This window comes from Streptomyces sp. NPDC048462, from assembly GCF_043200175.1.
Lineage (GTDB): Bacteria > Actinomycetota > Actinomycetes > Streptomycetales > Streptomycetaceae > Streptomyces.
Window position 1 is genome coordinate 30,559 of the sequence record NZ_JBICXG010000011.1, and the last position, 20,700, is coordinate 51,258.

Sequence of the window (20,700 nt, forward strand, 5' to 3'; positions counted from 1 at the left end):
CCCTTGCCCGCCCCTTGCGCACCCCTTGCGCGGGCCGCCGCCATCAGGTGAACTGACGTACCGTCAGATTAGGTGAACGGGAGGGCCCCATGCGGACGATCTGGCTCGACGGAGCCCAGTGGCTCGCCGTGCTCCGGATAGGCCTCGGCCTGTGGTGGCTGGAGAGCTGGCGGCACAAGGACAAGAAGGGCTGGTTCGAGCGCGGCACCGGCATCGCCTGGGCCGCGGACGTCGCGGGGAAGCACCGTTGGCCGGTGGTCCGCAACGGCTTCGAGAAGGTCGTCGCGCCGCGCCCGAAGGCGATGGCGTACGTCGTCGTCTACGCGGAACTCGCCCTGGGGCTCGGCCTGGTCACCGGGCTGCTGACCCCGGTCGCGCTGATCGCGGGGCTGCTGCTCAACCTGCTGTACCTGGTGCTGATGATCCACGACTGGGCCGAGCAGGGGCAGAACGCGATGATGGCGCTGAGCTCCCTCGTCGCACTGTTCGCGATGTCCTGGCAGACCTGGTCCGTCGACCACGCGATCGGACTGTTCCTGTGACCGCCGACAGCCCGGCCACACCGGCCCCCCGGCCCTCGCCGGCCTCCGCGCCGGCCCTCACACCGGCGCCCCGCTACGACCTGCCCGAGCCGGACGCCTCCACGCGCCCCTACTGGGACGCCGCCGCCGAGGGCCGGCTGCTGCTGCGCCGCTGCCGGGCCTGCGGCCGGGCGCACCACTACCCGCGCGAGTTCTGCCCGCACTGCTGGAGCGAGGACGTCGACTGGGAACGGGCCAGCGGCCGGGCCACGCTCTACACCTGGTCCGTCGTCCACCGCAACGACCTGCCGCCGTTCGGCGGCCGCGTGCCGTACGTCGCGGCCGTCGTCGACCTGGCCGAGGGGCCGCGGATGATGACGGAGGTCGTGGAGTGCGAGGAGTCCGCGCTCGCCGTCGGGATGGAGCTGCGGGTGACGTTCCGGCAGGAGGAGGGGCGCGAGGCGGTGGCGGTGTTCCGGCCGTAGGCCGCGTACGGCCGATCGCGGCCCGGGCCGCGAGGTCCGGCTGAGCGGGGCATCGGCGCGCCTCGCCGAAAGCGCTCTACCGGCCGGGCGACGCGTCGGCCCGTACCAGGGCCCGCGCCAGGGCGATGCTCTCCGGGAAGCTGTCGAACGGGAGGGGCTGGGTGGCGACGGCGCCCTCGTGCAGGACGAGGAGCTGGATGGCGAGGGTGGCCGGGTGTGAGCAGCCGGCGGCGGCGGAGAGTTCCCTGAACAGGTCCAGCAGCCAGAGTTTCTGGTTCGCTGCGATGCGGTGTGCGGGATGTGACGGGTCCGGCAGCTCGGCCAGCGCGTTGATGAAGGCGCAGCCGCGGGTGTTGGCCCCGCTCCAGGTCCGCAGCGCGTCGAAGGGTGCGGTGACGGCCTCGGCGGGAGTGCCGCAGGCGTCGACGGCGGCGCGGACGAGCGCCCGCCAGCGCTGGTCGCGGCCCGTGAGATAGGCCGCCACGAGGTTGTCCTTCGAACCGAACTGGTTGTACAGGGTCCGCTTGGTCACCCCGGAGTGCTCGGCGATCAGGTCCACGCCGACCGCCGTGATCCCGCGCTCGTAGAACAGCTCCTCAGCGGCCGCCACGATACGGAGACCGGCCGCCGTCACGGGCCGCGCTTCCGCCTTCGAGGGCTCCAGTCCCGCGGACTCCTGCCCTGCGAGATCCGTCACTGCGAACTCCTTCACTGATCGGTGTACGGTGGAACGTGTTCACAGATCAGTATACCTGCGAGGATGTTCAAGCGATGGGTGAGTCCCAGTTCATGCGAGCGGTGCGGATCACGGGGCACGGGGGCCCGGAGGTCCTTGAGCCGGCGGAGGTCGCCATCCCTGCCCCGGGGACAGGAGGGGTGCTGGTCCGGGTCGGCAACACCGACCTGTGGACGCGGGAGGGCGCCTACGGGCGTCCGGGGGACCCGGAGGCGAAGTCGGGCTGGCGCGGCCCGATCGACTTCCCCCGTATCCAGGGCGCCGATGTGGCGGGCCGCGTCGTGGCCGTCGGGACCGGAGCGGCGGGGAGCCTCGTCGGACGCCGCGTGGTCGTCGACCCCGCGATCTACGACACCGAGGGGCCCGACGCCAACCCGGTGGGCCTGATGGGGAGTGAGCGCGACGGCGGGTACGCCGAGTACGTGACCGCGCCCGTGGAGCGCGTGCACGACGTGACGGAATCCCCGCTCACGGACGACCAGCTCGCGGCACTGCCGACCGCCTACGGCACCGCGCTGGGCATGATCGAGCGGGGCCGGCTGCGGAAGGGGGAGACCGCCCTGGTCTCGGGAGCGTCCGGCGGGGTCGGCCTCGCGCTGGTGCAGATCGCCCGTGCGCGCGGCGCGAGGGTCCTCGCCATCAGCAGCGGACCCAAGATCGAAGCGGTGCGGGCGGCCGGCGCGCACGCGGTCGTCGACCGTGCGGGAGACATCGCCGGATAGATCCGCGCCGCCGCCCCGGAAGGCATCGACGTCGCGCTCGACGTCGTGGCCGGCGAACTCGTGAACGAGGGGCTGCCGCTGCTGCGTGAGGGCGGCCGGTGGGTCATCGCGGGCGCACTCGGCGGGTACGGCGTGAGCTTTGACGTGCGCCGTCTCTACCTGCACAACGCCCAGGTCATCGGTTCCGCCATGCACACGCCCCGGCACTTCGCCCTCCTCATGGACCTGGCCCGCCGGGCGGAGGTCCAGCCCGTCATCGCCGCCGCCTTCCCGCTGGACCGGGCCGCCGAGGCGCAGGAGGAGCTCTCCCGCAGGGGGCACGTGGGAAAGATCGTCATGCGTCCCGGTGCCGCAGGACCTGCCTGAGGGACCCGGGCGCAGGGCGGCGGCCGTGCGGTGTCAGGCTGAGGGTTCCTTGATCCGTACGGCCGCGAGGGAAGCACCGATGAGCACCGGCAGTTACTACGAGCGCACCGACGACCACCGCTTCAAGCCCACCGCCCACGCGAGCGGCGCGTGGAGCACGGACGAAGTGCACTTCAGCCCGCTCGGCGGCCTCATCGTGCACGCCATTGACCGCCACCTGGCCGACCGGCCGGGGGAGAGCCTGCTGCTGTCCCGGATCAGCTTCGACATCCTGGGCCGGCTCGCCCTGGACGAGTGCGAGATCCGGGTCGAGACCATCCGGCCCGGCCGCACCATCGAACTGGTCGAGGCCGTCGCCCTCATCGGGGACCGCCCCGTCGTGCGCGCCAGGGCCTGGTGCCTCGCCGCCGTCGACACGGCCGCCGTCGCGGGCGGCGCCGCCGACAGGCTCACGGCTCCCGGGGAACTCGCGCCCTGGCCGATGGCCGAGCTCTGGCCCGGCGGCTACATCGCGTCCATCGACGTCCGCCCGCTCGCGCCGTCGCGGCCGGGCCGTACCACCGCGTGGATCTCGACGCCCCTCGACCTCGTCGCGGGTGAGCAGGCGAGCCCGCTCGCGTCCTACGTCGCGCTCGTCGACACGGCCAACGGCATCGCGGTGCGCCAGGCGCCCACCGAGTGGATATTCCCCAACGTGGACCTGACGATCCACCTCCACCGCGCCCCCGAGGGCCGCTGGACCGGACTGGACACCACGGTGGTGTTCGGCCCCACAGGGCAGGGCATCACCAGCACCGTCCTGCACGACGTCAACGGGCCGGTCGGTCACGCGCAGCAGATCCTCACCGTCCGGCCAGTGTAGGCCGGTGCGGGCGGTTCAGCTCCCGAGTTCCTTGCGCTGCCTGCGGCGCTCGCGGACGTTGGGGTTACGGATGACGACGCCGCCCATCCCGCAGGTCCCGGTGACCCGGATGACCGGCGTGCCGGGCAGCCGGTCGCCCTCGGTCTTGTCCTTGAAGCCGCCCATGGCTGGATCGAGCCCGTCAGTCTCCGCCTTCCAGCCCACCGGGACGACTATCCGCACGCCCGCCATCTGCGCGTCCACGTCCACCTCGATCTCGCGCAGCCGGCACTCCGCCCGCGTGAAGTCGAGGCGTACGCCGCCCATGCCGCCGATCGCCCGGATGAGCGGCGGCACCTTCCACACGCCCGTGCGCTCCGCGCCGTGGACGCCGCCCTGGAGGGTCAGTGGTTCGCCCGAGTCGAACACGGCGGGCCCGAGGTCGTCGGTGAGCGGCACGAGCTCGCCGCGCGTCTTGGCCGAAAGTGCCTGCTCCAGCCGGATGCCCAGCTCGTCGAGGTCGATCCGGCCGTCGGCCGCCGCCTCCCTCAACTGCTCCACGACCGCCTCGCGGTCGGCGTCGGAGGCACGCATACGGCCGGCGGATCGCGAGGGCTCTGCAGTCATGCACCTGATGATACGGAGACCCTGCGGCCCGGGCCGGTCACTCCTCCGGCACGAGTTGGGCCGTCACCACTCCGTGCAGCAGCTCCGCGTCCACGAAGTCCCCGGCGTCCGGGGCCCCGCACCGCCAGCTCAGCGGGTACGTGTTGCCGTCCGGCGCGGGAATCCCCACGTACTGGTCGCGGGCGGCGGGGCCGAAGCACTTCGCGCCGGGCGGCCAGTCGAAGTCCCGGCTCGTGCCGGGGGCCAGCAGGAAATACGTCCACCGCGCCCCCGCGATCTCCCGGACGACGGGCCCCGGATCGCCGTCGGTGAGGGTGGCCAGATGGTGCAGCACCGCCTCGCCCCGCACCCCGCGCAACCGGATCGCGTCGAAGTGGATGCCGGACAGGTGCAGTTGGAGCCCCGAGGCGGGTACCCATTCGGGGAGATTCTTGCTCGTCATACCTACGAGCATCGCGGTGACTGCGTAGCGTGACCAGTCAGGCACGTGCCACATCCGGTGATGTGGTGGGAACGGTGGTGACAGTGGTGACGAGCAACGAGACGTCGCAGGTGCGAAAGCTTGTGGGGGACCTCATTCGCATCCATCGGGTGCGCGCGGGGCTGACCCAGAAGGAAGCGGCGGAGAAGCTGCTGATGTCGGAATCCCTGCTGGGGGCGTACGAACGGGCGGAGCGCATCCCGTCCCTCGAATTCCTGCACGACGGGGACAAGGCCCTGGACGCGGGCGGCGCGCTGAAGGCGTGTTGCGATCTGGTGGACGGGGAGAAGTACCCGCCGAAGTTCCTGGACTGGGCGAAGCTGGAGCGGCTCGCGCGCGTCATCAGCGCGTACGAGACGATGCTGATCCCGGGCCTGCTTCAGACGGAGGCATACGCGTACGCGCTGTATCGGGCGCGCGTACCGGCGTACACCGAGGCTCAGGTGGTCCGGTACGTCGAAGCGCGGCTGGAACGCCAGGCAGTGCTGCGCCGCACCCCGCCGCCACGCGTCGGGTACGTGATCGAGGAGTCGGTGCTCGACCGGACGCTCGGTGGGCCGGAGGTGCTGAAGGAGCAACTGCTCCACGTGCTGGACTGCATTGAGCGGTTCAACCACCTGACGGTCCAGGTGATGCCCTCGAACCAGCACACGCACGCGGGGCTGAACGGGCCGATGCAGCTGATGTCCACCTCGGAAGGGCGCAATCTGCTGTTCGCGGAGGCTCAGGGCGGCGGTAGGTTGATCTCGAAGCCGGAGCAAGTGAGCGACCAGCTCGACCTCTTCGGAATCCTGCGGGCGCAGGCGCTCAACCCCTGGAAGTCCGTGGAGATCATCGAGACGAAGGTGAGACAACTGTGAACCACGGACCCGGACTGACCTGGTTCAAGTCCAGCTACAGCGGCAACGAAGGCGAAGCCTGCATCGAAGTCGCCTACGACTGGCACAAGTCCAGCTACAGCAACAATGAGGGCGAGGCCTGCGTCGAGGTCGCCACCTGCCCCCACACCGTCCACGTCCGCGACTCCAAGGTCACCGACGGCCCGGCCTTCGCGGTCGCCCCCGCCGCCTGGACCGCGTTCCTGGGGCACGCGACGCTCAACGGCTGACCCGCACGTCCAGGCCTGGCGCACAGCGGAGTTCCACGCGCGTCGGCCCTCACAGTCCCGGCGCCCCCCACACCGGGAACCACCGGGCCAGGTCCTTCTCCACGCGCAGGTCGTCGCCGAGGGCGGCCCGGGTCTGCAGCTCCAGTTGGTTGTCGCGCTTCTCGCCGCTGCCCGGCACCGGGGCGAACGGGTAGAACGTGCCCCGTTTGTAGAGGTAGACCAGGGCCAGCGGGCGGTCCTGGTCGTCGCGGAAGGCGATGAGGGAGCAGAGCAGCTGCGGGCCGAAGCCGCCGTCCTGGAGCAGGGTGTTGACCGCGTGCAGGTCGTTGACCAGTGCGGCGGTGTCCTCGGCGGGCTGGCTGGCGAGCAGCCAGGTGTAGCCGTAGGAGTCCCGGCTGAACTCCACCGGGATGCCGCCGCTCGCGGTGTCCGCGTCCAGCAGCTCCCGTACGTCCTGCTGGATGCGGGCGAACGTGGCGCCCTCCACCCCCGCGAAGCACACCGAGCCGAGGCCGGTCGGGACGAAGCCCGTCGCCGCCTGGAGGGTGAGCGCGGCCGACGGGACGGCGAAGAGCTGGTCGAGGTCCGGGCGGACCGGTTTGCTGCGGCCCAGGATGGTGTCGAGCAGGCCCACGGGCGTACTCCTTGGGGTTCGGGGACCGGACAGGCCGGCGTTCAGGGACGGGACAGGTCGGCGGAGATGCGGGACAGCTGGTCGAGGCGCTGTTCGAGGGTCGGGTGCGAGGAGAGCAGCCGGCTCAGGCTCTCCTTGGAGGAGAAGGCCGGGACGAAGTAGAAGGCGTTGTACGGCTCCGCCTTCCGCAGGTCCTCCGTCGGGATCCGGGCCATCTGGCCGCTCACCTTGGTGAGGGCGGAGGCCAGGGCCGAGGGGCGGCCGGTGAGCAGTGCGGCGGTGCGGTCGGCGGACAGCTCGCGGTAGCGAGACAGCAGCCGGGTCAGCAGGAAGCTCAGCGCGTAGACCACGGCGCTGATCAGTGGAATCAGCATGATCGCGATGCCGACGGGGTCGTTGCTCCGGCTGTTGCGGGAGAACCCGCCCCACAGGGCGACCCGGGTGATGATGCCCGCGAGTACGCCGAGGAACGAGGCGATCGTCATGACGGCGACGTCACGGTGCGCGACGTGCGACATCTCGTGGGCGAGTACGCCTTCCAGCTCCTCGGGCTCCAGTCTGCGCAGCAGTCCCGTGGTCGCGCAGACGAGGGCCGACTTCTCGCTGCGGCCGGTGGCGAACGCGTTCGGGACATCGCTCTCGGCGATGGCCACCCGTGGTTTCGGCATGTCGGCCAGGGCGCAGATGCGGTCGATCGCGCCGTGCAGCTCCGGCGCCTGCTCGGGCGTCACCTCGCGGGCGCCCATGCTGAAGGCCGCGATGCGGTCGCTGAACCAGAACTGGGCGATGAACATGCCCCCGGTGATGATCAGGATGATCGGCCAGGCACCGCGCAGCACGGCGAGCAGTACGCCGACCAGGACCACGTACAGCAGGCCGATCAGGAACATGGTGGTGACCATGCGTGTGGTGAGACCGCGGTCCGAGGCGTACCGGCTACGGGTTCGGGTCATGGGTGACCTCCAGTCCTCATCTGCTTCCCATAGTGCTCCTCGGCGGTTGAAATGGGATAAGGGCAGCGCTGTACGAGCCATGACGGGCGAGTCCGGTACGGGGGATTTGGCCGAACTACGCCTAGCCCAATTAGGTGCCTGGGGCATCTAGTGGTGGGTGATCGGCAGGACTCCCCCATCTCTTTGCGAGGTCCTCCATGGCAGAGACCGACACCGAGAAGCAGGTCGTCACCAAGACCGGCACCGACACCGAAACCGTCGCCTTTCCGCAGAACCGCAGCTGCCCCTACCACCCGCCGACGGGATATCCGAGCGAGAGCCGGGGCCAGCAGTCGGTGACCCCCGTCCGTCTCTACACCGGCCGGACGGTGTGGCTGGTGACCGGTCACGCCGAGGCACGGTCGCTCCTGGTGGACCCCAGGCTGTCGTCCGACCGGGAACACCCCGAGTTCCCGCTGTTCGTCAAGCGGCAGGCCGAGACCACCCAGCGGCGCGTCGAGCTGATCGGCGTCGACGATCCCGAGCACAACGCCCAGCGCCGGATGCTCATCCCGAGTTTCACGGTCAGGCGGACGGCGGCGCTGCGGCCGCAGATCCGGGCGACCGTGGACGGCCTGCTCGACGCGATGGTCGAACAGGGGCCGACGGCCGACCTGGTCAACGCCTTCGCGCTGCCGGTGCCCTCGATGGTCATCTGCGCGCTGCTCGGCGTGCCCTACGCGGACCACGACTTCTTCGAGGCGCAGTCGCGCAAGCTGCTCCGCGGCCCCGAGGCCTCCGACGTCGAGGCCGCGCGGGACGCCCTCGACGAGTACTTCCGGGGACTGATCGAGTACAAGCGGCGCGATCCCGGCGAGGGGCTGCTCGACGAGCTGATCGTCAAGCAGCTGGAGACCGGCGCCGTGGACACCGAGGAGCTGGTGCGGCTGGCCGAGATCCTGCTCGTGGCCGGTCACGAGACGACCGCGAACATGATCTCGCTGGGCACCTTCACCCTTCTCCAGCACCCGGAACAGCTGGCCCTACTGCGCGCCGCCGGTGCCTCCACCGATGATGCCCCCGGCAGCGGGATGCCCGCCGCGGTGGAGGAGCTGCTGCGGTTCCTGTCCATCGCGGACGGCCTGTCGCGGGTGGCCGTCGAGGACATCGAGGTGGGCGGGGTGACCGTGCGGGCGGGGGACGGCGTCCTGCTGTCCACGTCGGTGATCAACCGGGACGAGTCCGTGTACCCGTCGCCCGACGAGCTGGACCTCGGCCGCAACGCGCGCAACCACGTCGCGTTCGGCTTCGGCATCCACCAGTGTCTGGGCCAGAACCTGGCACGGGCCGAGCTGGAGATCGCGCTGCCCGCCCTCTTCGAGCGCCTTCCCGGCCTGCGGCTGGCGGTGCCCGCCGAGGACGTCCCGTTCAAGCCGGGGGACACGATCCAGGGGCTGCTGGAACTGCCCGTCACCTGGTGACCGGCATCCGGGGCGACCGACATCCGAACGAAGAATCCGGCGAGGTGCAGATGACGCTGAAGATCGATATTGACAAGGACGTGTGCATCGGCGCGGGGCAGTGCGCGCTCGCCGCGCCCAGGGTGTTCACCCAGGACGACGACGGGTTCAGCGAGCTGCTGCCCGAACCGGGAGACGCCCTCGCCGGTCCCATGGTCGGGGAGGCGGCCCGTGCCTGTCCCGTGCAGGCGATCACGGTGAACTGAGCGCTCCGGCGACCGACCAGCGGCCGTCAGGGCCAGAGCAGCTCCCGCTGCCAGGCCCCGGCGGCCCCCGCCCCCGCCGCCCCGGTCCCGGTCCCGGCCTCCCGGTGGTAGCGCAGCCTGATGTGCCGGCGCCGCGCGTCGCCCTGGAAGAACTCGACCTCGTACGGTTCGACCACGTACCGCGTCCAGCCGGCGACCTCCGCCTCCGGCTCCTCCCGGGCCCGGTCCCAGGCGGCGTCGGAGGCGCGGGCCAGCTCCTCGGGCGAGCCGAGCACCTCGCTCTGCCGGCCGACCAGCGCGGAGGCCAGTGCCCCGGTGGACCGGGCGTGCACATCGGCCCGGCTCTCGGCGGCCGGGCACGCGGTGACCGGACCCCGTACCCGTACCTGCCGCCCCTGCGCGGGCCAGTAGAAGCCGAGCGCGGCGTGCGGGCGGGCGGCCAGCTGGCGGCCCTTCGCGCTGGTGGCGTGGGTGGCGAAGTGCCAGCCTCGCTCGTCCGCGTCGTGCAGCATCAGGGTCCGCACATCGGGCAGCCCCGCCGCGTCGGCCGTGGCCAGGGTCATGGTGTGCGGCTCCGCCTGCCCGGCGGCCACCGCCTCCGCGAACCAGGCGTGGAAGAGGGGGAGAGGGGTGTCCGGCGCGGCGGCGGGGTCGAAGGCGGGCAGCTCGATGTCCCACACGCGCTGGGCGTGGAGCAGCTCGCGGAAGGCGCGCTGTGCGGAGGCGTCGGTTTCGGTCATGCGGCCATTGGACCTCACGAGCGGGCCGGAACCGAAGCCACGACCGCGCTCTTGCCGCCTCACGCTGTAGCACGGCGGGACACGTGGCGCTACAGTGAGTGTATGAGGACCATTACGCAGCGAGAGTTCCGTAACAGCTCCGCCGATGTCATGAACGCCGTGGAAGAGGGGGAGGTCTTCCACATCACCCGTAACGGGATAGAGGTCGCGGAGCTCAGGCCGCTCACGCGCAAGCGGAAGCTGAGTGCCGAGGAGCTCGTGGCCCGGCATCGACGGCTGCCCCGAGTGGACGCCGTGCTGATGCGCCGCGAAGCGGACGACCTCTTCGGTGATGAGGACCGCGTCGGGGGCGACGATCCCTGGGAGCGCGCACGTGGCTGAGCGCTTCGGCTCGGGGGTGCTCGACACCTGCGCCTATATCGATCTCGATCTGTTGAGCGCCGAGGATCTGCCGGCCTTTCCGTTGCTCACCGCCGTGACGATGGCCGAGCTTCAGCAAGGTGTGGCGATGGCTGGGGACCCGGCCGGGCGGGCGGCACGGATGGAGAAGCTGGGCGCCGCGGTGGCCGACTTCGAACCGCTGCCCTTCGATGGAGAAGCTGCCGCCCGTTACGGGAGTCTGGTGTCTCTCGTCGTCGCCGCAGGCCGTAACCCCCGGCCCCGGCGGATGGACCTGATGATCGCTTCCATCGCGTCCGTCAGGGAGCTGCCGCTGTTCACCCGTAACGCGGACGACTTCAAGGGGCTCGAAGGGATGCTCACGGTCGTCGCCGTGTGAGCGCGCCTCACCCCCGCCCGAGCACCACCGTCCCCGACGAGCAGAACCAGCCGCCCGTCCCGGACGCGACCGCCAGCTCCGGCAGCCGGCCGCCCGCCTTGCGGACCTGGCGGGCCCCCGCCTCGCCGCGCAGCTGGCGTACCGCCTCCACCAGCAGGAACAGCCCGCGCATGCCGGGGTGGCAGGCGGACAGGCCGCCGCCGTCCGTGTTCACCGGGAGCTCGCCGGTCAGGCCGGTGCGGCCCTTCTCGACGTACGCGCCGCCCTCGCCCTTCGCGCAGAAACCCAGGTCCTCCAGCGTCACCAGGGTCATGTAGGTGAACGCGTCGTAGATCTCGGCCAGGTCGATCTCGGCGGGCCGCACCCCCGCCCGCTCGAACGCGAGGCGGCCCGAGACGGCGGCGGGGGAGACCGTGAAGTCGTCCCACTCGGACATGGCGGAGTGCGAGACGTGCTCGCCGGTGCCGAGGATCCAGACCGGGTCCTTCGCCGTGTCCGGTACGTACTCCTCGGCGGCCAGCAGCACCGCGCAGCCGCCGTCGCTGCGGATGCAGCAGTGCAGCTTGGTGAACGGGTCCGCGATCATCGGGCCCGACAGCACCTCGTCGACCGTGACCGGGGTGCGGAACATCGCGTCGGGGTTGGCCGCCGCGTTCGCGCGGGCCCGCACCGCCACCTCGGCCAGCTGCTCCAGCGTGGTGCCGTACTCGTGCATGTGGCGGCGGGCGGCCATCGCGTACTTGGCGATCAGCGAGTGCCCGTACGGCACCTCGAACTGGAGCGGGCCCCGGGCCCCGAAGGAGAGGTTCGACGTGCGGCGGCCCGCCTTGATGTCCGCCCGTGCCGTCGACCCGTAGACCAGCAGTACGGCGTTGGCGCGGCCCGCCGCGATGGCGTCCGCGGCGTGGGCCGCCATCACCTCCCAGGTCGATCCGCCGACCGAGGTGGAGTCCACCCAGGTGGGTTTCAGCCCCAGGTACTCCGCGACCTCGACCGGGGCGAGCGTGCCGAGCCCGGCGGAGGCGAAACCGTCGACGACCGACCGGTCCAGACCCGAGTCGGCCAGCGCCCGGCGGGCGGCCTGGGCGTGCAGGGCGTACGGCGTCGCCGTGTCGACGCGTCCGCAGTCGGCCAGTGATATGCCGACGACAGCGACCTTGCGGGAGGAAGAAGGCATGAATCTGACGGTACATCAGATTCTGGCGACGTGAACCGGCTCGTGGGGCCTGACCCCTGGGGTGGCATCGAGGTGCGCGGCTCTGGGAATCTCGCCGGATCCGCCCTAGCATGACGCCCCGTCAGATCAGAGGCCGTCGGCCTCTGAGGGGAAGGAGTCCGACGATGGATGCCGCCTTCACCGCGGAACAGGACGAGATCCGCCGCACCTTGCGCGAACTGCTGGCCAGACACAGCGGCCCCGACGACGTCAGGAACGCGGTGGGCACGCGGGACGGCTACGACGCCGAGCTGTGGCGCCGGCTCGCCCAGGACCTCGGGCTGCCCGGACTCGCCCTCCCGCAGGAGTACGGCGGCGCCGGCTGCGGCCCCGCCGAGCTGGCCGTCGTCTGCGAGGAGGCGGGCCGCGCGCTGCTGCCGTCGCCGCTGCTCGCCACCGCCGTGCTCGCCGCGCCCCTGCTCGCCGCCCTCGGCACCGAGGAGCAGCGCGCCGCCCTGCTGCCGGAGATCGCGGCGGGCGGGCTCACCGCGACCCTGGCGGTCCCGGGCGGCTCGCTCGCCACCGCCCTCGGCCTCACCGGCGACCTGACCGGCGGCAGCTGGGCGGGCGGCGGCCGGGCGGGCGGCGTCCAGGCCAGGCCGGCCGGCGGCGACGAGGGGGGATGGCGGCTGTACGGGGAGGCCGATCAGGTGCTGGACGGGCACAGCGCCGGACTGCTCCTGGTCGCCGCGCACACGGGCGGCTTCCCGCGCAGCCGCACCCTGCTGTTCCTGGTCCGGACGGACGGGCCGCAGCCACCTGCCGGGCTCGTCCGCACCCGGCAGACCGCGCTGGACGAGACCCGGCCGCTCGCCCGGGTCCAGCTGCGCGACACCGAGGCCGAACTCCTCGGCGCCGACGACACGGTGGACGCGGCGGAGGCCCTCGCCGTGGCAGGCCGCGCCGCCGCTGCCGCGCTCGCCGCCGAGGCGGTGGGGGCGGCGGCGAGCGCGCTGGAGCGCACGGTCGCCTACGTCGGGGAGCGCGAGCAGTTCGGCCGCGCGATCGGCTCCTTCCAGGCGGTGAAGCACCGGCTGGCCGATCTGTACGTCCGGGTGCAGTCGGCCCGCTCGGCGGCGTACTACGCGGCCTGGGACCCGGAGGCCGGCGGGCTCGCCCTCGCCCAGGCGCTGGAGGCCCTGCGCGTCACCACCGCCGAGGCCGTGCAACTGCACGGCGGCATCGGCTTCACCTGGGAGCACGAGGCGCAGCTCTACTTCAAGCGGGCCGCCGCCGCCGAACTGCTCCTGGGCCCCGTCCACCGGCTCCGCGACCACGCGGCCCAGCGGGCGGGACTCTTCGGGGGCGCGGAGGCGGAACGCGGACCGGCCGGCGACGCACCGGCCGAACGGGTGGCCGTCTGATGGCGCCCGGTGTGCGCCTCGTCCAGAAGGTCTCCTCCACGCGGGCCTTCGCGCGGATCGCCCCCCATGTCGTGCCCGCCATGGACCGCGCGGTCCACCGGCTCACCCGGGGAAAGGTGCTGCTCAGCGCGCAGATGCTGCCGGGAGTGGTGCTGACGGTGCCGGGGGCGCGCAGCGGGCAGCTCAGGACGACGCCGCTGGCCTGTATGCCGGTGGGGCGGGACGGCGGTCCGGGCGGCTGGGTGCTGGTCGGCAGCAACTTCGGCCGTCCGGGGCATCCGGCCTGGACGGCGAACCTGCTGGCGCACCCGGAGGCGCCGGTGATCAGCTGGAAGGGCGTCGGCATTCCGGTACGGGCCCGGCTGCTGGCGGGGGAGGAGCGCGCCGAGGTGTGGGAGGCGGCGCTGAGGTTCTGGCCGCCCTACGCGGCGTACCAGGCCCGGATCGACCGGGAGATCCGGCTGTTCCGGCTGGAGCGGCGCGACGATTCGGGGTGAGCGGCGCGGGGGCGCACGGCGCTGAGGGGGGTACGGCTCGCGGCGGTGTCCGGATACACCGACGGCGGACCACATGGGTGGTCCGCCGTCGGTGAGACAGGACCTGGGGCGCCCGGGATCACCGCGCGTCACCCAGTACGGGATTCCGGCGCGGGCGCTACTTGGTCGGCTTCTTGCCGGTGATGCCCAGATGCACCAACAGCGCCAGGTTCGGCCGGAGTTCGGCCTGCTTCACGCCCCAGGTGGTGAAGCCCTTCTGGTGCGAGGCGACCGCGGCCAGCATCGCGACCAGCGAACCGGCCATCGCCGCGGGGCTGATGTCCTTGTCCACCTTGCCCTTGGCCTGGAGTTCCTTCACCGAATCCGTAAGGGAGTTGGTGACGGAGTTCAGGATCTTCATGCGGATCTTGTAGAACCGCTTGTCGCCCTCGGCCGCGCCGAGGTCGACCACGCGAAGGATCGCGTCGTTGCGCCGCCAGAAGTCGAGGAAGCCCTCGACGAGTTCTTCGGCGGTCTGCCAGCCCGATTTGCCGACCCAGGAGCGCCCGGCGACCAGTTCGGTCAGTCCGGCGCCCTCCTTGGCCATTTCCTCCGCGATCTCGAGGACGGCGCCCTCGACGTCGGGGAAGTACTGATAGAAGGTCGCGGGTGAAGTCCCCGCCTTCCGGGCGACGTCGATGACTTTGACGTCCCGGTACGGCGAGGAACTGAGCATCTCGCTGAGGCAGTCGAGCAGCTTCTGCCGCGTCGCCTGTCCGCGTCGGCCGGCCACGCGGCCGTCGACGGTGCGTACTTGTCCTGTCATGCCGTCAGCTTACCGACGGGTGATCGGAGCGCGATTCGGCCGACTGCAAATGGGGCGGGCCGCAGGAATGGTGGGGGGAGTGCGGGGATTTCCGGCGATGTGCCCCGCAGTGCCGCTGCCGCCGTTCCCCACAGGCCGATTAGTATTATCAACAGCCTGTGGATAACTTCCGTGGATAACTTTCCGTGACGGCACCGGAACGGCGACAATCCGGGAAATTTAGCTCGAAAATATGTTCGCATCGGAGGGGCTGGGGCGCGCACGGGGCGGCCCGAGGCTACGTTGGCTGTGACGAGCGTCACCGCGACGGAAGGATTCGGGCCCATGGCCGCATTCGCGCAGTCCGCGCCGTGCTGGGTGGATGTGCAGCTCCCCGACCTCGAAGCCGGCAAGCGCTTCTACGGTGAGCTCTTCGGCTGGACCTTCCGCGCGGGCGAGGGCCCGTACACCGACGCGCTCAGCGGCGGCGCCCTGGTCGCCGCGCTCGCCGCCAAGCAGGACGGCCGGATGCCGACCGCCTGGGGCGTCTACTTCGCGACCGACGACATCACCGCCTCCGTCGCCCGCGTCCGGGAGGCGGGCGGGCAGGTGATCACCGAACCGGTCCGGGCCGGCCGGCTGGGGGCGCTCGCCCAGGCCGCCGACCCCGGAGGTGCGGTCTTCGGGCTCTGGCAGGCGGGTGACCGCAAGGGCTTCCAGAAGCAGAACGAGCCCGGTTCCTTCTGCTGGACCGAGGTCTACACCCGGCAGAAGGAGCGCGTCGACCCCTTCTACGAGCAGGTCTTCGGCTTCCGCTCCACCGACCCGGACGAGGCGGGCCCCGGCACCCCGGGCGCCCCCGGCACGGACGAGTCCCGCGTCGACTTCCGCATGTGGTCGCCGGCCGGCACCGAACCCGGGCCGGACACCGCGGTCGGCGGGCGCAGCGTCATCACCGACGCGTTCCCCGCGATGATGCCCAGCTACTTCCTCAACTACTTCGCCGTGGCGGACTGCGACGAGTCGGCCGAGACCGTCCTCCGGCTCGGCGGCCGGGTCTCCGCACCGCCCTTCGACATCCCGTACGGGCGGATGGCGGTGCTCCAGGACGACCAGGCCGCCGTCTTCGCCGTACTTCAGCCACCGGTGTCCTGATACCGCCCGGAGTGATCCACGACACCCGGTTCTGCCCCCGGGTTCGCAACCGGCGCCTCGGCCAGGAACAATCGGGGTGCGCACCGTCGGGTGGTGCCCAGTGGTGAGACGCTGCACAGGGCGGGAATTCGCGGGCCCCGGGCGACCGGGGACCGTACGGGGAGGGTGGCAGGTAAGTGATGGAGCAGCTGACGCAGCACGACCCGAGGCGGATCGGCCCGTTCGAGGTGCTGGGGCGGCTCGGGGCCGGCGGCATGGGGCTGGTCTATCTCGCCCGCTCGGCGTCGGGCCGGCGGGTGGCGATCAAGACGGTGCGTACGGAACTGGCCGAGGACCAGCTGTTCCGGGTGCGCTTCACGCGTGAGGTCGAGGCCGCGCGGGCCGTCAGCGGCTTCTACACGGCCGCCGTGGTGGACGCCGACCCGCGCGCCGCGGTGCCCTGGCTCGCCACCGCCTACGTGCCGGCGCCCTCGCTGGAAGAAATAGTGAATGAGTGCGGGCCGATGCCGACCCAGGCCGTGCGCTGGCTGGCGGCGGGCATCGCGGAGGCCCTCCAGTCCATCCACGGTGCGAAGCTCGTCCACCGCGACATGAAGCCGTCGAACGTGCTCGTCGTGGAGGACGGTCCCCGCGTCATCGACTTCGGGATCGCGTCCGGCGTCTCCAACACCCGGCTGACCATGACGAACGTCGCCGTCGGCACGCCCGCGTACATGTCGCCCGAGCAGGCGCGGGACTCGCGCAGCGTCACGGGCGCCAGCGACATCTTCTCGCTCGGCTCGACGCTCGTCTTCGCCGCGACCGGCCATGCGCCGTTCCACGGGGCGAACCCGGTCGAGACGGTCTTCATGCTGCTGCGCGAGGGCCCCGACCTGGCCGGGCTGCCCGACGATCTGCGCTCGCTGATCGAGTCCTGCATGCAGATGGACGCCTCGCGCCGGCCCACCCCCGCCGAGCTCCAGTCCCAGCTCTCCCCGCACCTCTTCGCCTCCGGCGGCGACGACAGCGGTACGGCGTCGGCCTGGCTGCCGGCGTCCGCCACCGAGATGATCGAGCTGCGCCGGGGCGGCGGACGCGTGATCACCGCGCCTCCTCCCGTACCCGCACCCGCGCCCGCCCCCGTGCCGCCGCTGCCCGGCACGCATCCGGGCGCCGACTGGGACACCGCCCGGCACAGCGGCGTGGACCCGCGCCCCCAGGCCCTGTCGCCCGTCGTCCCGCCCCCCGCCCCGCCCGCCGAGGCGCCCGACGCGGGCGGTCCGGTGCGGCTCTCCGGTGCGCAGGTGCCGATCGGGCCCGGTCCGCGCGCCCAGGACGTGCGCGCCTCGGCCGCCTCGGCCGAGGCGGCTCCGGCGACCGGCTGGGTGCGCCCGCCCGCCGGGGTGAACGGCGCGCTCACGGCCCCGGCGGCTCCGGTGCCCGCCCCGGCGCACGCGCCGGACAGCGCCTCCTCCGGCCCGGACCGCTGGCGGCCCTGGCGGTTCCGGATGTCGAACGACGTGTGGGGCACGCCGGTCGTGGTCGGTGATCTGCTGTACGTCACCTCCTTCGAGGTGCACGCGCTGGACACCGGCAACGGGCGGCGCCAGTTCAAGACCCGTGACGTGGCCTGGGCGATGGCTGTGGAAGGCGGTCGCATCCACGCCTCCGACGGGCCCTCGCTCTACGCCCTGGACGCGGTCAGCGGCGCCGAGCGCTGGCGGCTCCAGACCGACGCGTGGGTGTACTCGCTCAAGGCGGACCGGGGCACGGTCGTCACCGGCACCCGGGGCGGCGGCGTCCAGGCGTGGGAGGCGTCCACCGGCGAGAAGCTCTGGGAGACCACCGGCGCTCAGACGGACTTCGAGACGGCGGAGGCCGGACCGGCCGTGCACGATGGCACGGTCTACCTCTGGCAGGACGCCCGGCTGCGGGCCGTCGACGCCCGCACGGGCGCCGAGCGCTGGTCGTACCCGGTGGGCGACGCGGCCTCCTGCGGCGGGGTGCCGATCCGGGTGACCCCGGCCTCGGACGGTTACGTGTACGTCAGCGCGGGCACCCGGGTGCTCGCCCTGGACATCGGCTCCGGCCGGGTGCGCTGGCACTTCGAGTCCCCGGCGGTCTTCCTCTCGCCGCCCGCGTTCGCTGCGGGCCCGGCCGTCACCGGCGGCGGTGTGTACCTCGCGGACTACCTCGGCACGGTGTACGCGCTGGACGCCTCGACCGGCAAGGACCGCTGGCGCATCGCGACGGAGTCCCGGCAGTCGACCGAACCGGTGCTGGTGGCGACGGGGAACGTGCACGTCGGCAGCGGCAGCGCGCTGTACACGCTGGACGCGGTCACCGGCACCCCGAAGTGGCGCTTCGCCGCGGGCGGCGACGTGGTGGGCGCCCCGGTCGTCGCGGACGGACGCGTCCACTTCGGCTCGGCCGACCACGTGCTCTACACCCTGGACGCGGCGGGCGGCCAGCTCCGCTGGAAGCTCGCGACGGGCGGCGAGATCACGGGGTCGCCGGTGGCGCAGGGCGGGGTGGTGTACGCGTGCAGCAAGGACCGCTGCGTGTACGCGCTGGACGCGGTGAAGGGCACGGGGACGGGGAACAGGGCCCGCGCGTAGCCGCCCTTCCGGCGAGCGGCGCGCCTTGCAAGGCCGTCACGGTGCGCGGTCGGGCCTGTCCGGCGATTGAGGACGGAACCGGTGCGGTGGCCAGGGGTGCACAGAGGTCCGGGGGCGTCCGGTGGCCCCTTCGTCCTCAATCGCCGGACGGGCTTGATTTCGGCGGGGGCCCTGGTTCCGGAACCGGGCCCGGCCCCGAATCCGGTCCCACGTACGGGTCCGCCTCCGGTTCCGGCCACGGGCTCGTCTGCACCGAAGGGCCCGGCTCGCGGGTGGGCGGCCAGGTATCGGGATTCGCCGACCCCGGCGCGTCGTACGGCTCCAGCCGCCCCGCGCTCCGGCGGCGCCCCGACATCAGCGCCGCCCCCAGCAGGAGCAGCACTCCGCCGCCCGCGGCGCCCGCCACGCCCCGCTGAAGCCCGGAACCGTCGCCCGCGACCGTCAGTTCGCCGGCCGCCTGGCCCTGCCGGACCATCCACAGCACGGTGAACCCGAGTACCACCACGCCGGCGAGGGCCACCAGCAGCCGGGAGCGCAGGACCACGCCGACGACCGTCACGACCGCGGCGAACACGAAGGGCAGCATCAGCGAGCCGAACAGGCCGGGGTGCGCCCCGGTGATGCCGGTGCCGGTGAAGAGGTCGCCGATCCGGTAGTGCCGCCCGAGGCGGCCGTCGTACCAGTCACGGAAGGGGCTCAGCACGGCGGCCGCCGCTCCGACGAGAGCGACGATCGAGCCGAGGACGTTACGGATCATCTCCGGCCTCCAGCGGGACGCGCGAGGCGCCACCGGCCGGTGGCGCGGATCAGCACCGCTCTCGTTTCCCGACGCTACGCCGGGCGGATGACCGCCGCCACCAGACGGAGAAACGCCGGGCCGCGTGCCGATCACGGGGAGATGATGACAAGACCGTGACAGGGCCATGACCGGGCCGCCGACCGGAACCGGCCATGCTGTGCGCTACGGTGTCGCGCGCCGTGCGACGGCGCAGAGACGAGTCACAACACAAGGGGGGCTGCATCGATGATGCGGCAGCACATGAAACTGACAGTGGTCCTGGTCGCGGTGGTCCTCGCGCTCACGGGCTTCTCCAGCCACGGGCACGGCAGCAAGAGCGGCAGCAAGAGCCGGAAGTCCAGCAGCGGCGGCAGCAGCAGTGGCGGTGGGTGCTCCAACTCCAAGAAGAGCAACGGCACCTACCACGACACCGACTCCGACTACGACGATGACGACTACAGCTCGTCCAACAGCTCGTCCACCGGCTCCACCTACGGCACGGCGACCCCCACCGCCACCGCGGGGGACGCGCCCCGCGCGTACGTCTTCCGCTGTGCGGCACCCGGCAAGGGCAAGCGCAAGGCCGTCACCTCCTCCACCGTGCGGCTCACCGCGAGCGCGGCCGGCAGCCACACCTACGAGGTCGACGTGACGTTCCTCGACTCGCGCGGCCTCACCGTGGACACGGGTGAGGCCACCGTTGACGCCGAGGCCGGCGACACGAAGACCGTCACCGTCCGGATGGACACCCCGAGCAAGGTCTCCCGGGTGAAGAAGTGCTCGGTCACCGCCGAGCTCAGCTACTGACGGACACCGCCGCGGTCCTCACCGCAGACGGGGTTCACCACCACCGGCCCCCCTGCCCCGCTCCTCGAACAGCTCCGCCTGCCGCTCCGGTGTCAGGTTCCCGAGCGCGATCAGGTGCGGGGCATGGGCCAGTGCCTGCGTCCTGGCCGCCTCCTTGGCCGACCAGACGGCCCGCACCGTGCCCTGCACCGCCTCGGCCGGGTACGAGGCGATGACCGCCGCCGCCCGCAGCGCGGCCGCCACCGCGCCGCCGGCCGGGGTGACCTCGCTGACCAGCCCGGTCTCGTACGCGCGCCGGGCCGACACCCGCTCGGCCGTCCCCATCAGTGACATCCGGGCGACCTCACCGAACGGCATCCGCTGCGCCATCGAGATCGCCTCGTACGCGCTGACCATGCCGTACGTGGTGTGCGGGTCGAAGAACGTCGCACCCTCGGACGCGATGACGAACTCCGCCTCGCCCAGCAGGTAGAACGCCCCGCCGCAGGCCATCCCCTCCACGGCCGCGATCACCGGCTTCCACAGGTCGTTGGCCTTCGGCCCGATCGCGATCAGCGGATCGTCGATCGTGTACGGGGACGAGGGCTGCGGGACCTTCGCACCCCGGTCGATCCCGGTACAGAACGCCCGGCCGCCCGCGCCGGTCACCACGACCGCCCGCACCCCGTCGTCGTAGCGGAACGCCCGCCAGGCGGCGGTCAGTTCGGCGGCCGTCGCGAGGTCGATCGCGTTGTGCTTCTCCGGCCGGTCCAGGGTGAGCAGCGCGACCCCGGTCGCCCTGTCCGTCTCCGTGCGCAGCGCCATC

24 protein-coding genes and 1 pseudogene are annotated in these 20,700 nt (G+C 72.2%); 15 read left to right on the forward strand and 10 right to left on the reverse strand.

What is annotated here, in order from left to right; genetic code table 11:
- Positions 1-89 precede the first annotated feature (89 nt).
- Both ACGFU6_RS19575 and ACGFU6_RS19580 read left to right on the forward strand, forming a co-directional pair.
- Entirely contained in the window at positions 90-542 is a 453-nt protein-coding gene (locus tag ACGFU6_RS19575; protein WP_393612337.1) for a DoxX family protein, read from the forward strand.
- 80 nt (positions 543-622) lie between these two features.
- Positions 623-1,006, forward strand: a complete 384-nt coding sequence (locus tag ACGFU6_RS19580; RefSeq protein ID WP_393612640.1) for a Zn-ribbon domain-containing OB-fold protein — start codon at positions 623-625, stop codon at positions 1,004-1,006.
- A 76-nt stretch (positions 1,007-1,082) separates the two neighbouring features.
- Here ACGFU6_RS19580 and ACGFU6_RS19585 read toward each other — a convergent pair whose 3' ends face one another.
- Entirely contained in the window at positions 1,083-1,640 is a 558-nt protein-coding gene (locus ACGFU6_RS19585; RefSeq protein ID WP_393612642.1) for a TetR/AcrR family transcriptional regulator, read from the reverse strand.
- Between the two features lie 137 nt (positions 1,641-1,777).
- On the opposite strand from ACGFU6_RS19585, the pseudogene ACGFU6_RS19590 reads away from it, so the two are divergent.
- Together ACGFU6_RS19590 and ACGFU6_RS19595 are read left to right on the forward strand one after the other, a co-directional pair.
- Positions 1,778-2,830, forward strand: a pseudogene (locus ACGFU6_RS19590) (zinc-binding dehydrogenase).
- Positions 2,831-2,909: 79 nt separating this feature from the next.
- Complete coding sequence (locus ACGFU6_RS19595; RefSeq protein WP_393612338.1) at positions 2,910-3,692, forward strand: thioesterase family protein; 783 nt, start codon at positions 2,910-2,912, stop codon at positions 3,690-3,692.
- A 15-nt stretch (positions 3,693-3,707) separates the two neighbouring features.
- Here the strand turns inward: ACGFU6_RS19595 and ACGFU6_RS19600 are convergent, their stop codons facing one another.
- On the reverse strand, positions 3,708-4,298 hold the full coding sequence (locus ACGFU6_RS19600; protein WP_393612339.1) for a DUF1707 domain-containing protein: 591 nt from the start codon (positions 4,296-4,298) through the stop codon (positions 3,708-3,710).
- Between the two features lie 37 nt (positions 4,299-4,335).
- A complete protein-coding gene (locus tag ACGFU6_RS19605; protein WP_393612340.1) occupies positions 4,336-4,740 on the reverse strand; it encodes a hypothetical protein in 405 nt (134 codons plus the stop codon).
- Positions 4,741-4,862: 122 nt separating this feature from the next.
- On the opposite strand from ACGFU6_RS19605, the gene ACGFU6_RS19610 reads away from it, so the two are divergent.
- On the forward strand, positions 4,863-5,639 hold the full coding sequence (locus ACGFU6_RS19610; protein ID WP_393612342.1) for a Scr1 family TA system antitoxin-like transcriptional regulator: 777 nt from the start codon (positions 4,863-4,865) through the stop codon (positions 5,637-5,639).
- Positions 5,636-5,887: a DUF397 domain-containing protein gene (locus ACGFU6_RS19615; protein ID WP_393612344.1), complete on the forward strand. Its 252-nt coding sequence runs from the start codon at positions 5,636-5,638 to the stop codon at positions 5,885-5,887. The genes ACGFU6_RS19610 and ACGFU6_RS19615 overlap by 4 nt, the downstream gene beginning before the upstream one ends.
- A 49-nt stretch (positions 5,888-5,936) precedes the next feature.
- Here ACGFU6_RS19615 and ACGFU6_RS19620 read toward each other — a convergent pair whose 3' ends face one another.
- Together ACGFU6_RS19620 and htpX are read right to left on the reverse strand one after the other, a co-directional pair.
- Positions 5,937-6,521 carry a hypothetical protein gene (locus tag ACGFU6_RS19620; protein WP_393612345.1) on the reverse strand — a complete coding sequence of 195 codons (585 nt, stop codon included), beginning with the start codon at positions 6,519-6,521 and terminating at the stop codon, positions 5,937-5,939.
- A 41-nt stretch (positions 6,522-6,562) separates the two neighbouring features.
- Positions 6,563-7,474: a zinc metalloprotease HtpX gene (htpX, locus tag ACGFU6_RS19625; protein ID WP_393612347.1), complete on the reverse strand. Its 912-nt coding sequence runs from the start codon at positions 7,472-7,474 to the stop codon at positions 6,563-6,565.
- A 197-nt stretch (positions 7,475-7,671) separates the two neighbouring features.
- On the opposite strand from htpX, the gene ACGFU6_RS19630 reads away from it, so the two are divergent.
- Together ACGFU6_RS19630 and ACGFU6_RS19635 are read left to right on the forward strand one after the other, a co-directional pair.
- On the forward strand, positions 7,672-8,934 hold the full coding sequence (locus ACGFU6_RS19630) for a cytochrome P450 (RefSeq protein WP_393612348.1): 1,263 nt from the start codon (positions 7,672-7,674) through the stop codon (positions 8,932-8,934).
- 56 nt (positions 8,935-8,990) lie between these two features.
- Positions 8,991-9,179: a ferredoxin gene (locus ACGFU6_RS19635; RefSeq protein ID WP_393612644.1), complete on the forward strand. Its 189-nt coding sequence runs from the start codon at positions 8,991-8,993 to the stop codon at positions 9,177-9,179.
- 26 nt (positions 9,180-9,205) lie between these two features.
- On the opposite strand, the gene ACGFU6_RS19640 is transcribed toward ACGFU6_RS19635, so the two are convergent.
- Positions 9,206-9,919: a pyridoxal 5'-phosphate synthase gene (locus ACGFU6_RS19640; protein ID WP_393612350.1), complete on the reverse strand. Its 714-nt coding sequence runs from the start codon at positions 9,917-9,919 to the stop codon at positions 9,206-9,208.
- Between the two features lie 102 nt (positions 9,920-10,021).
- Here ACGFU6_RS19640 and ACGFU6_RS19645 point away from each other — a divergent pair, with 102 nt between their 5' ends.
- Positions 10,022-10,300 (forward strand): type II toxin-antitoxin system Phd/YefM family antitoxin, encoded by a 279-nt coding sequence (locus tag ACGFU6_RS19645; RefSeq protein ID WP_123524299.1) that lies wholly within the window; start codon positions 10,022-10,024, stop codon positions 10,298-10,300.
- The gene (locus ACGFU6_RS19650; RefSeq protein WP_393612352.1) at positions 10,293-10,697 is read left to right on the forward strand and encodes a type II toxin-antitoxin system VapC family toxin; all 405 of its coding nucleotides are present in this window, start codon (positions 10,293-10,295) and stop codon (positions 10,695-10,697) included. Before ACGFU6_RS19645 ends, ACGFU6_RS19650 begins: the two co-directional genes overlap by 8 nt.
- A 7-nt stretch (positions 10,698-10,704) precedes the next feature.
- On the opposite strand, the gene ACGFU6_RS19655 is transcribed toward ACGFU6_RS19650, so the two are convergent.
- Positions 10,705-11,874 carry an acetyl-CoA acetyltransferase gene (locus tag ACGFU6_RS19655; protein WP_393612354.1) on the reverse strand — a complete coding sequence of 390 codons (1,170 nt, stop codon included), beginning with the start codon at positions 11,872-11,874 and terminating at the stop codon, positions 10,705-10,707.
- A 164-nt stretch (positions 11,875-12,038) separates the two neighbouring features.
- On the opposite strand from ACGFU6_RS19655, the gene ACGFU6_RS19660 reads away from it, so the two are divergent.
- Together ACGFU6_RS19660 and ACGFU6_RS19665 are read left to right on the forward strand one after the other, a co-directional pair.
- Positions 12,039-13,277 (forward strand): acyl-CoA dehydrogenase family protein, encoded by a 1,239-nt coding sequence (locus ACGFU6_RS19660; protein ID WP_393612356.1) that lies wholly within the window; start codon positions 12,039-12,041, stop codon positions 13,275-13,277.
- The gene (locus ACGFU6_RS19665) at positions 13,277-13,774 is read left to right on the forward strand and encodes a nitroreductase family deazaflavin-dependent oxidoreductase (RefSeq protein ID WP_393612357.1); all 498 of its coding nucleotides are present in this window, start codon (positions 13,277-13,279) and stop codon (positions 13,772-13,774) included. The genes ACGFU6_RS19660 and ACGFU6_RS19665 overlap by 1 nt, the downstream gene beginning before the upstream one ends.
- A 157-nt stretch (positions 13,775-13,931) precedes the next feature.
- On the opposite strand, the gene ACGFU6_RS19670 is transcribed toward ACGFU6_RS19665, so the two are convergent.
- On the reverse strand, positions 13,932-14,579 hold the full coding sequence (locus ACGFU6_RS19670) for a TetR family transcriptional regulator (protein WP_363024278.1): 648 nt from the start codon (positions 14,577-14,579) through the stop codon (positions 13,932-13,934).
- A gap of 324 nt (positions 14,580-14,903) precedes the next feature.
- Here ACGFU6_RS19670 and ACGFU6_RS19675 point away from each other — a divergent pair, with 324 nt between their 5' ends.
- Complete coding sequence (locus ACGFU6_RS19675) at positions 14,904-15,713, forward strand: VOC family protein (RefSeq protein WP_393612359.1); 810 nt, start codon at positions 14,904-14,906, stop codon at positions 15,711-15,713.
- 179 nt (positions 15,714-15,892) lie between these two features.
- The gene (locus ACGFU6_RS19680) at positions 15,893-18,310 is read left to right on the forward strand and encodes a serine/threonine-protein kinase (protein WP_393612361.1); all 2,418 of its coding nucleotides are present in this window, start codon (positions 15,893-15,895) and stop codon (positions 18,308-18,310) included.
- A 136-nt stretch (positions 18,311-18,446) separates the two neighbouring features.
- Here ACGFU6_RS19680 and ACGFU6_RS19685 read toward each other — a convergent pair whose 3' ends face one another.
- Positions 18,447-19,067 carry a hypothetical protein gene (locus tag ACGFU6_RS19685; RefSeq protein ID WP_393612362.1) on the reverse strand — a complete coding sequence of 207 codons (621 nt, stop codon included), beginning with the start codon at positions 19,065-19,067 and terminating at the stop codon, positions 18,447-18,449.
- 267 nt (positions 19,068-19,334) lie between these two features.
- On the opposite strand from ACGFU6_RS19685, the gene ACGFU6_RS19690 reads away from it, so the two are divergent.
- Complete coding sequence (locus tag ACGFU6_RS19690; RefSeq protein ID WP_393612363.1) at positions 19,335-19,895, forward strand: hypothetical protein; 561 nt, start codon at positions 19,335-19,337, stop codon at positions 19,893-19,895.
- 18 nt (positions 19,896-19,913) lie between these two features.
- On the opposite strand, the gene ACGFU6_RS19695 is transcribed toward ACGFU6_RS19690, so the two are convergent.
- On the reverse strand, positions 19,914-20,699 hold the full coding sequence (locus ACGFU6_RS19695) for an enoyl-CoA hydratase/isomerase family protein (RefSeq protein WP_393612365.1): 786 nt from the start codon (positions 20,697-20,699) through the stop codon (positions 19,914-19,916).
- Position 20,700 lies beyond the last annotated feature (1 nt).

Excerpts from the sequence above, each read along its gene's own strand:
- ACGFU6_RS19575 (WP_393612337.1), top strand. The coding sequence starts at position 90 with ATGCGGACGATCTGGCTCGACGGAGCCCAGTGGCTCGCCGTGCTCCGG.
- ACGFU6_RS19595 (WP_393612338.1), top strand. The coding sequence starts at position 2,910 with ATGAGCACCGGCAGTTACTACGAGCGCACCGACGACCACCGCTTCAAG.
- ACGFU6_RS19600 (WP_393612339.1), bottom strand. The coding sequence starts at position 4,298 with ATGACTGCAGAGCCCTCGCGATCCGCCGGCCGTATGCGTGCCTCCGAC.
- ACGFU6_RS19605 (WP_393612340.1), bottom strand. The coding sequence starts at position 4,740 with ATGACGAGCAAGAATCTCCCCGAATGGGTACCCGCCTCGGGGCTCCAA.
- htpX (WP_393612347.1), bottom strand. The coding sequence starts at position 7,474 with ATGACCCGAACCCGTAGCCGGTACGCCTCGGACCGCGGTCTCACCACA.
- ACGFU6_RS19630 (WP_393612348.1), top strand. The coding sequence starts at position 7,672 with ATGGCAGAGACCGACACCGAGAAGCAGGTCGTCACCAAGACCGGCACC.
- ACGFU6_RS19640 (WP_393612350.1), bottom strand. The coding sequence starts at position 9,919 with ATGACCGAAACCGACGCCTCCGCACAGCGCGCCTTCCGCGAGCTGCTC.
- ACGFU6_RS19645 (WP_123524299.1), top strand. The coding sequence starts at position 10,022 with ATGAGGACCATTACGCAGCGAGAGTTCCGTAACAGCTCCGCCGATGTC.
- ACGFU6_RS19655 (WP_393612354.1), bottom strand. The coding sequence starts at position 11,874 with ATGCCTTCTTCCTCCCGCAAGGTCGCTGTCGTCGGCATATCACTGGCC.
- ACGFU6_RS19660 (WP_393612356.1), top strand. The coding sequence starts at position 12,039 with ATGGATGCCGCCTTCACCGCGGAACAGGACGAGATCCGCCGCACCTTG.
- ACGFU6_RS19665 (WP_393612357.1), top strand. The coding sequence starts at position 13,277 with ATGGCGCCCGGTGTGCGCCTCGTCCAGAAGGTCTCCTCCACGCGGGCC.
- ACGFU6_RS19670 (WP_363024278.1), bottom strand. The coding sequence starts at position 14,579 with ATGACAGGACAAGTACGCACCGTCGACGGCCGCGTGGCCGGCCGACGC.
- ACGFU6_RS19675 (WP_393612359.1), top strand. The coding sequence starts at position 14,904 with ATGGCCGCATTCGCGCAGTCCGCGCCGTGCTGGGTGGATGTGCAGCTC.
- ACGFU6_RS19680 (WP_393612361.1), top strand. The coding sequence starts at position 15,893 with ATGGAGCAGCTGACGCAGCACGACCCGAGGCGGATCGGCCCGTTCGAG.
- ACGFU6_RS19685 (WP_393612362.1), bottom strand. The coding sequence starts at position 19,067 with ATGATCCGTAACGTCCTCGGCTCGATCGTCGCTCTCGTCGGAGCGGCG.
- ACGFU6_RS19690 (WP_393612363.1), top strand. The coding sequence starts at position 19,335 with ATGATGCGGCAGCACATGAAACTGACAGTGGTCCTGGTCGCGGTGGTC.
- ACGFU6_RS19695 (WP_393612365.1), bottom strand. The coding sequence starts at position 20,699 with ATGGCGCTGCGCACGGAGACGGACAGGGCGACCGGGGTCGCGCTGCTC.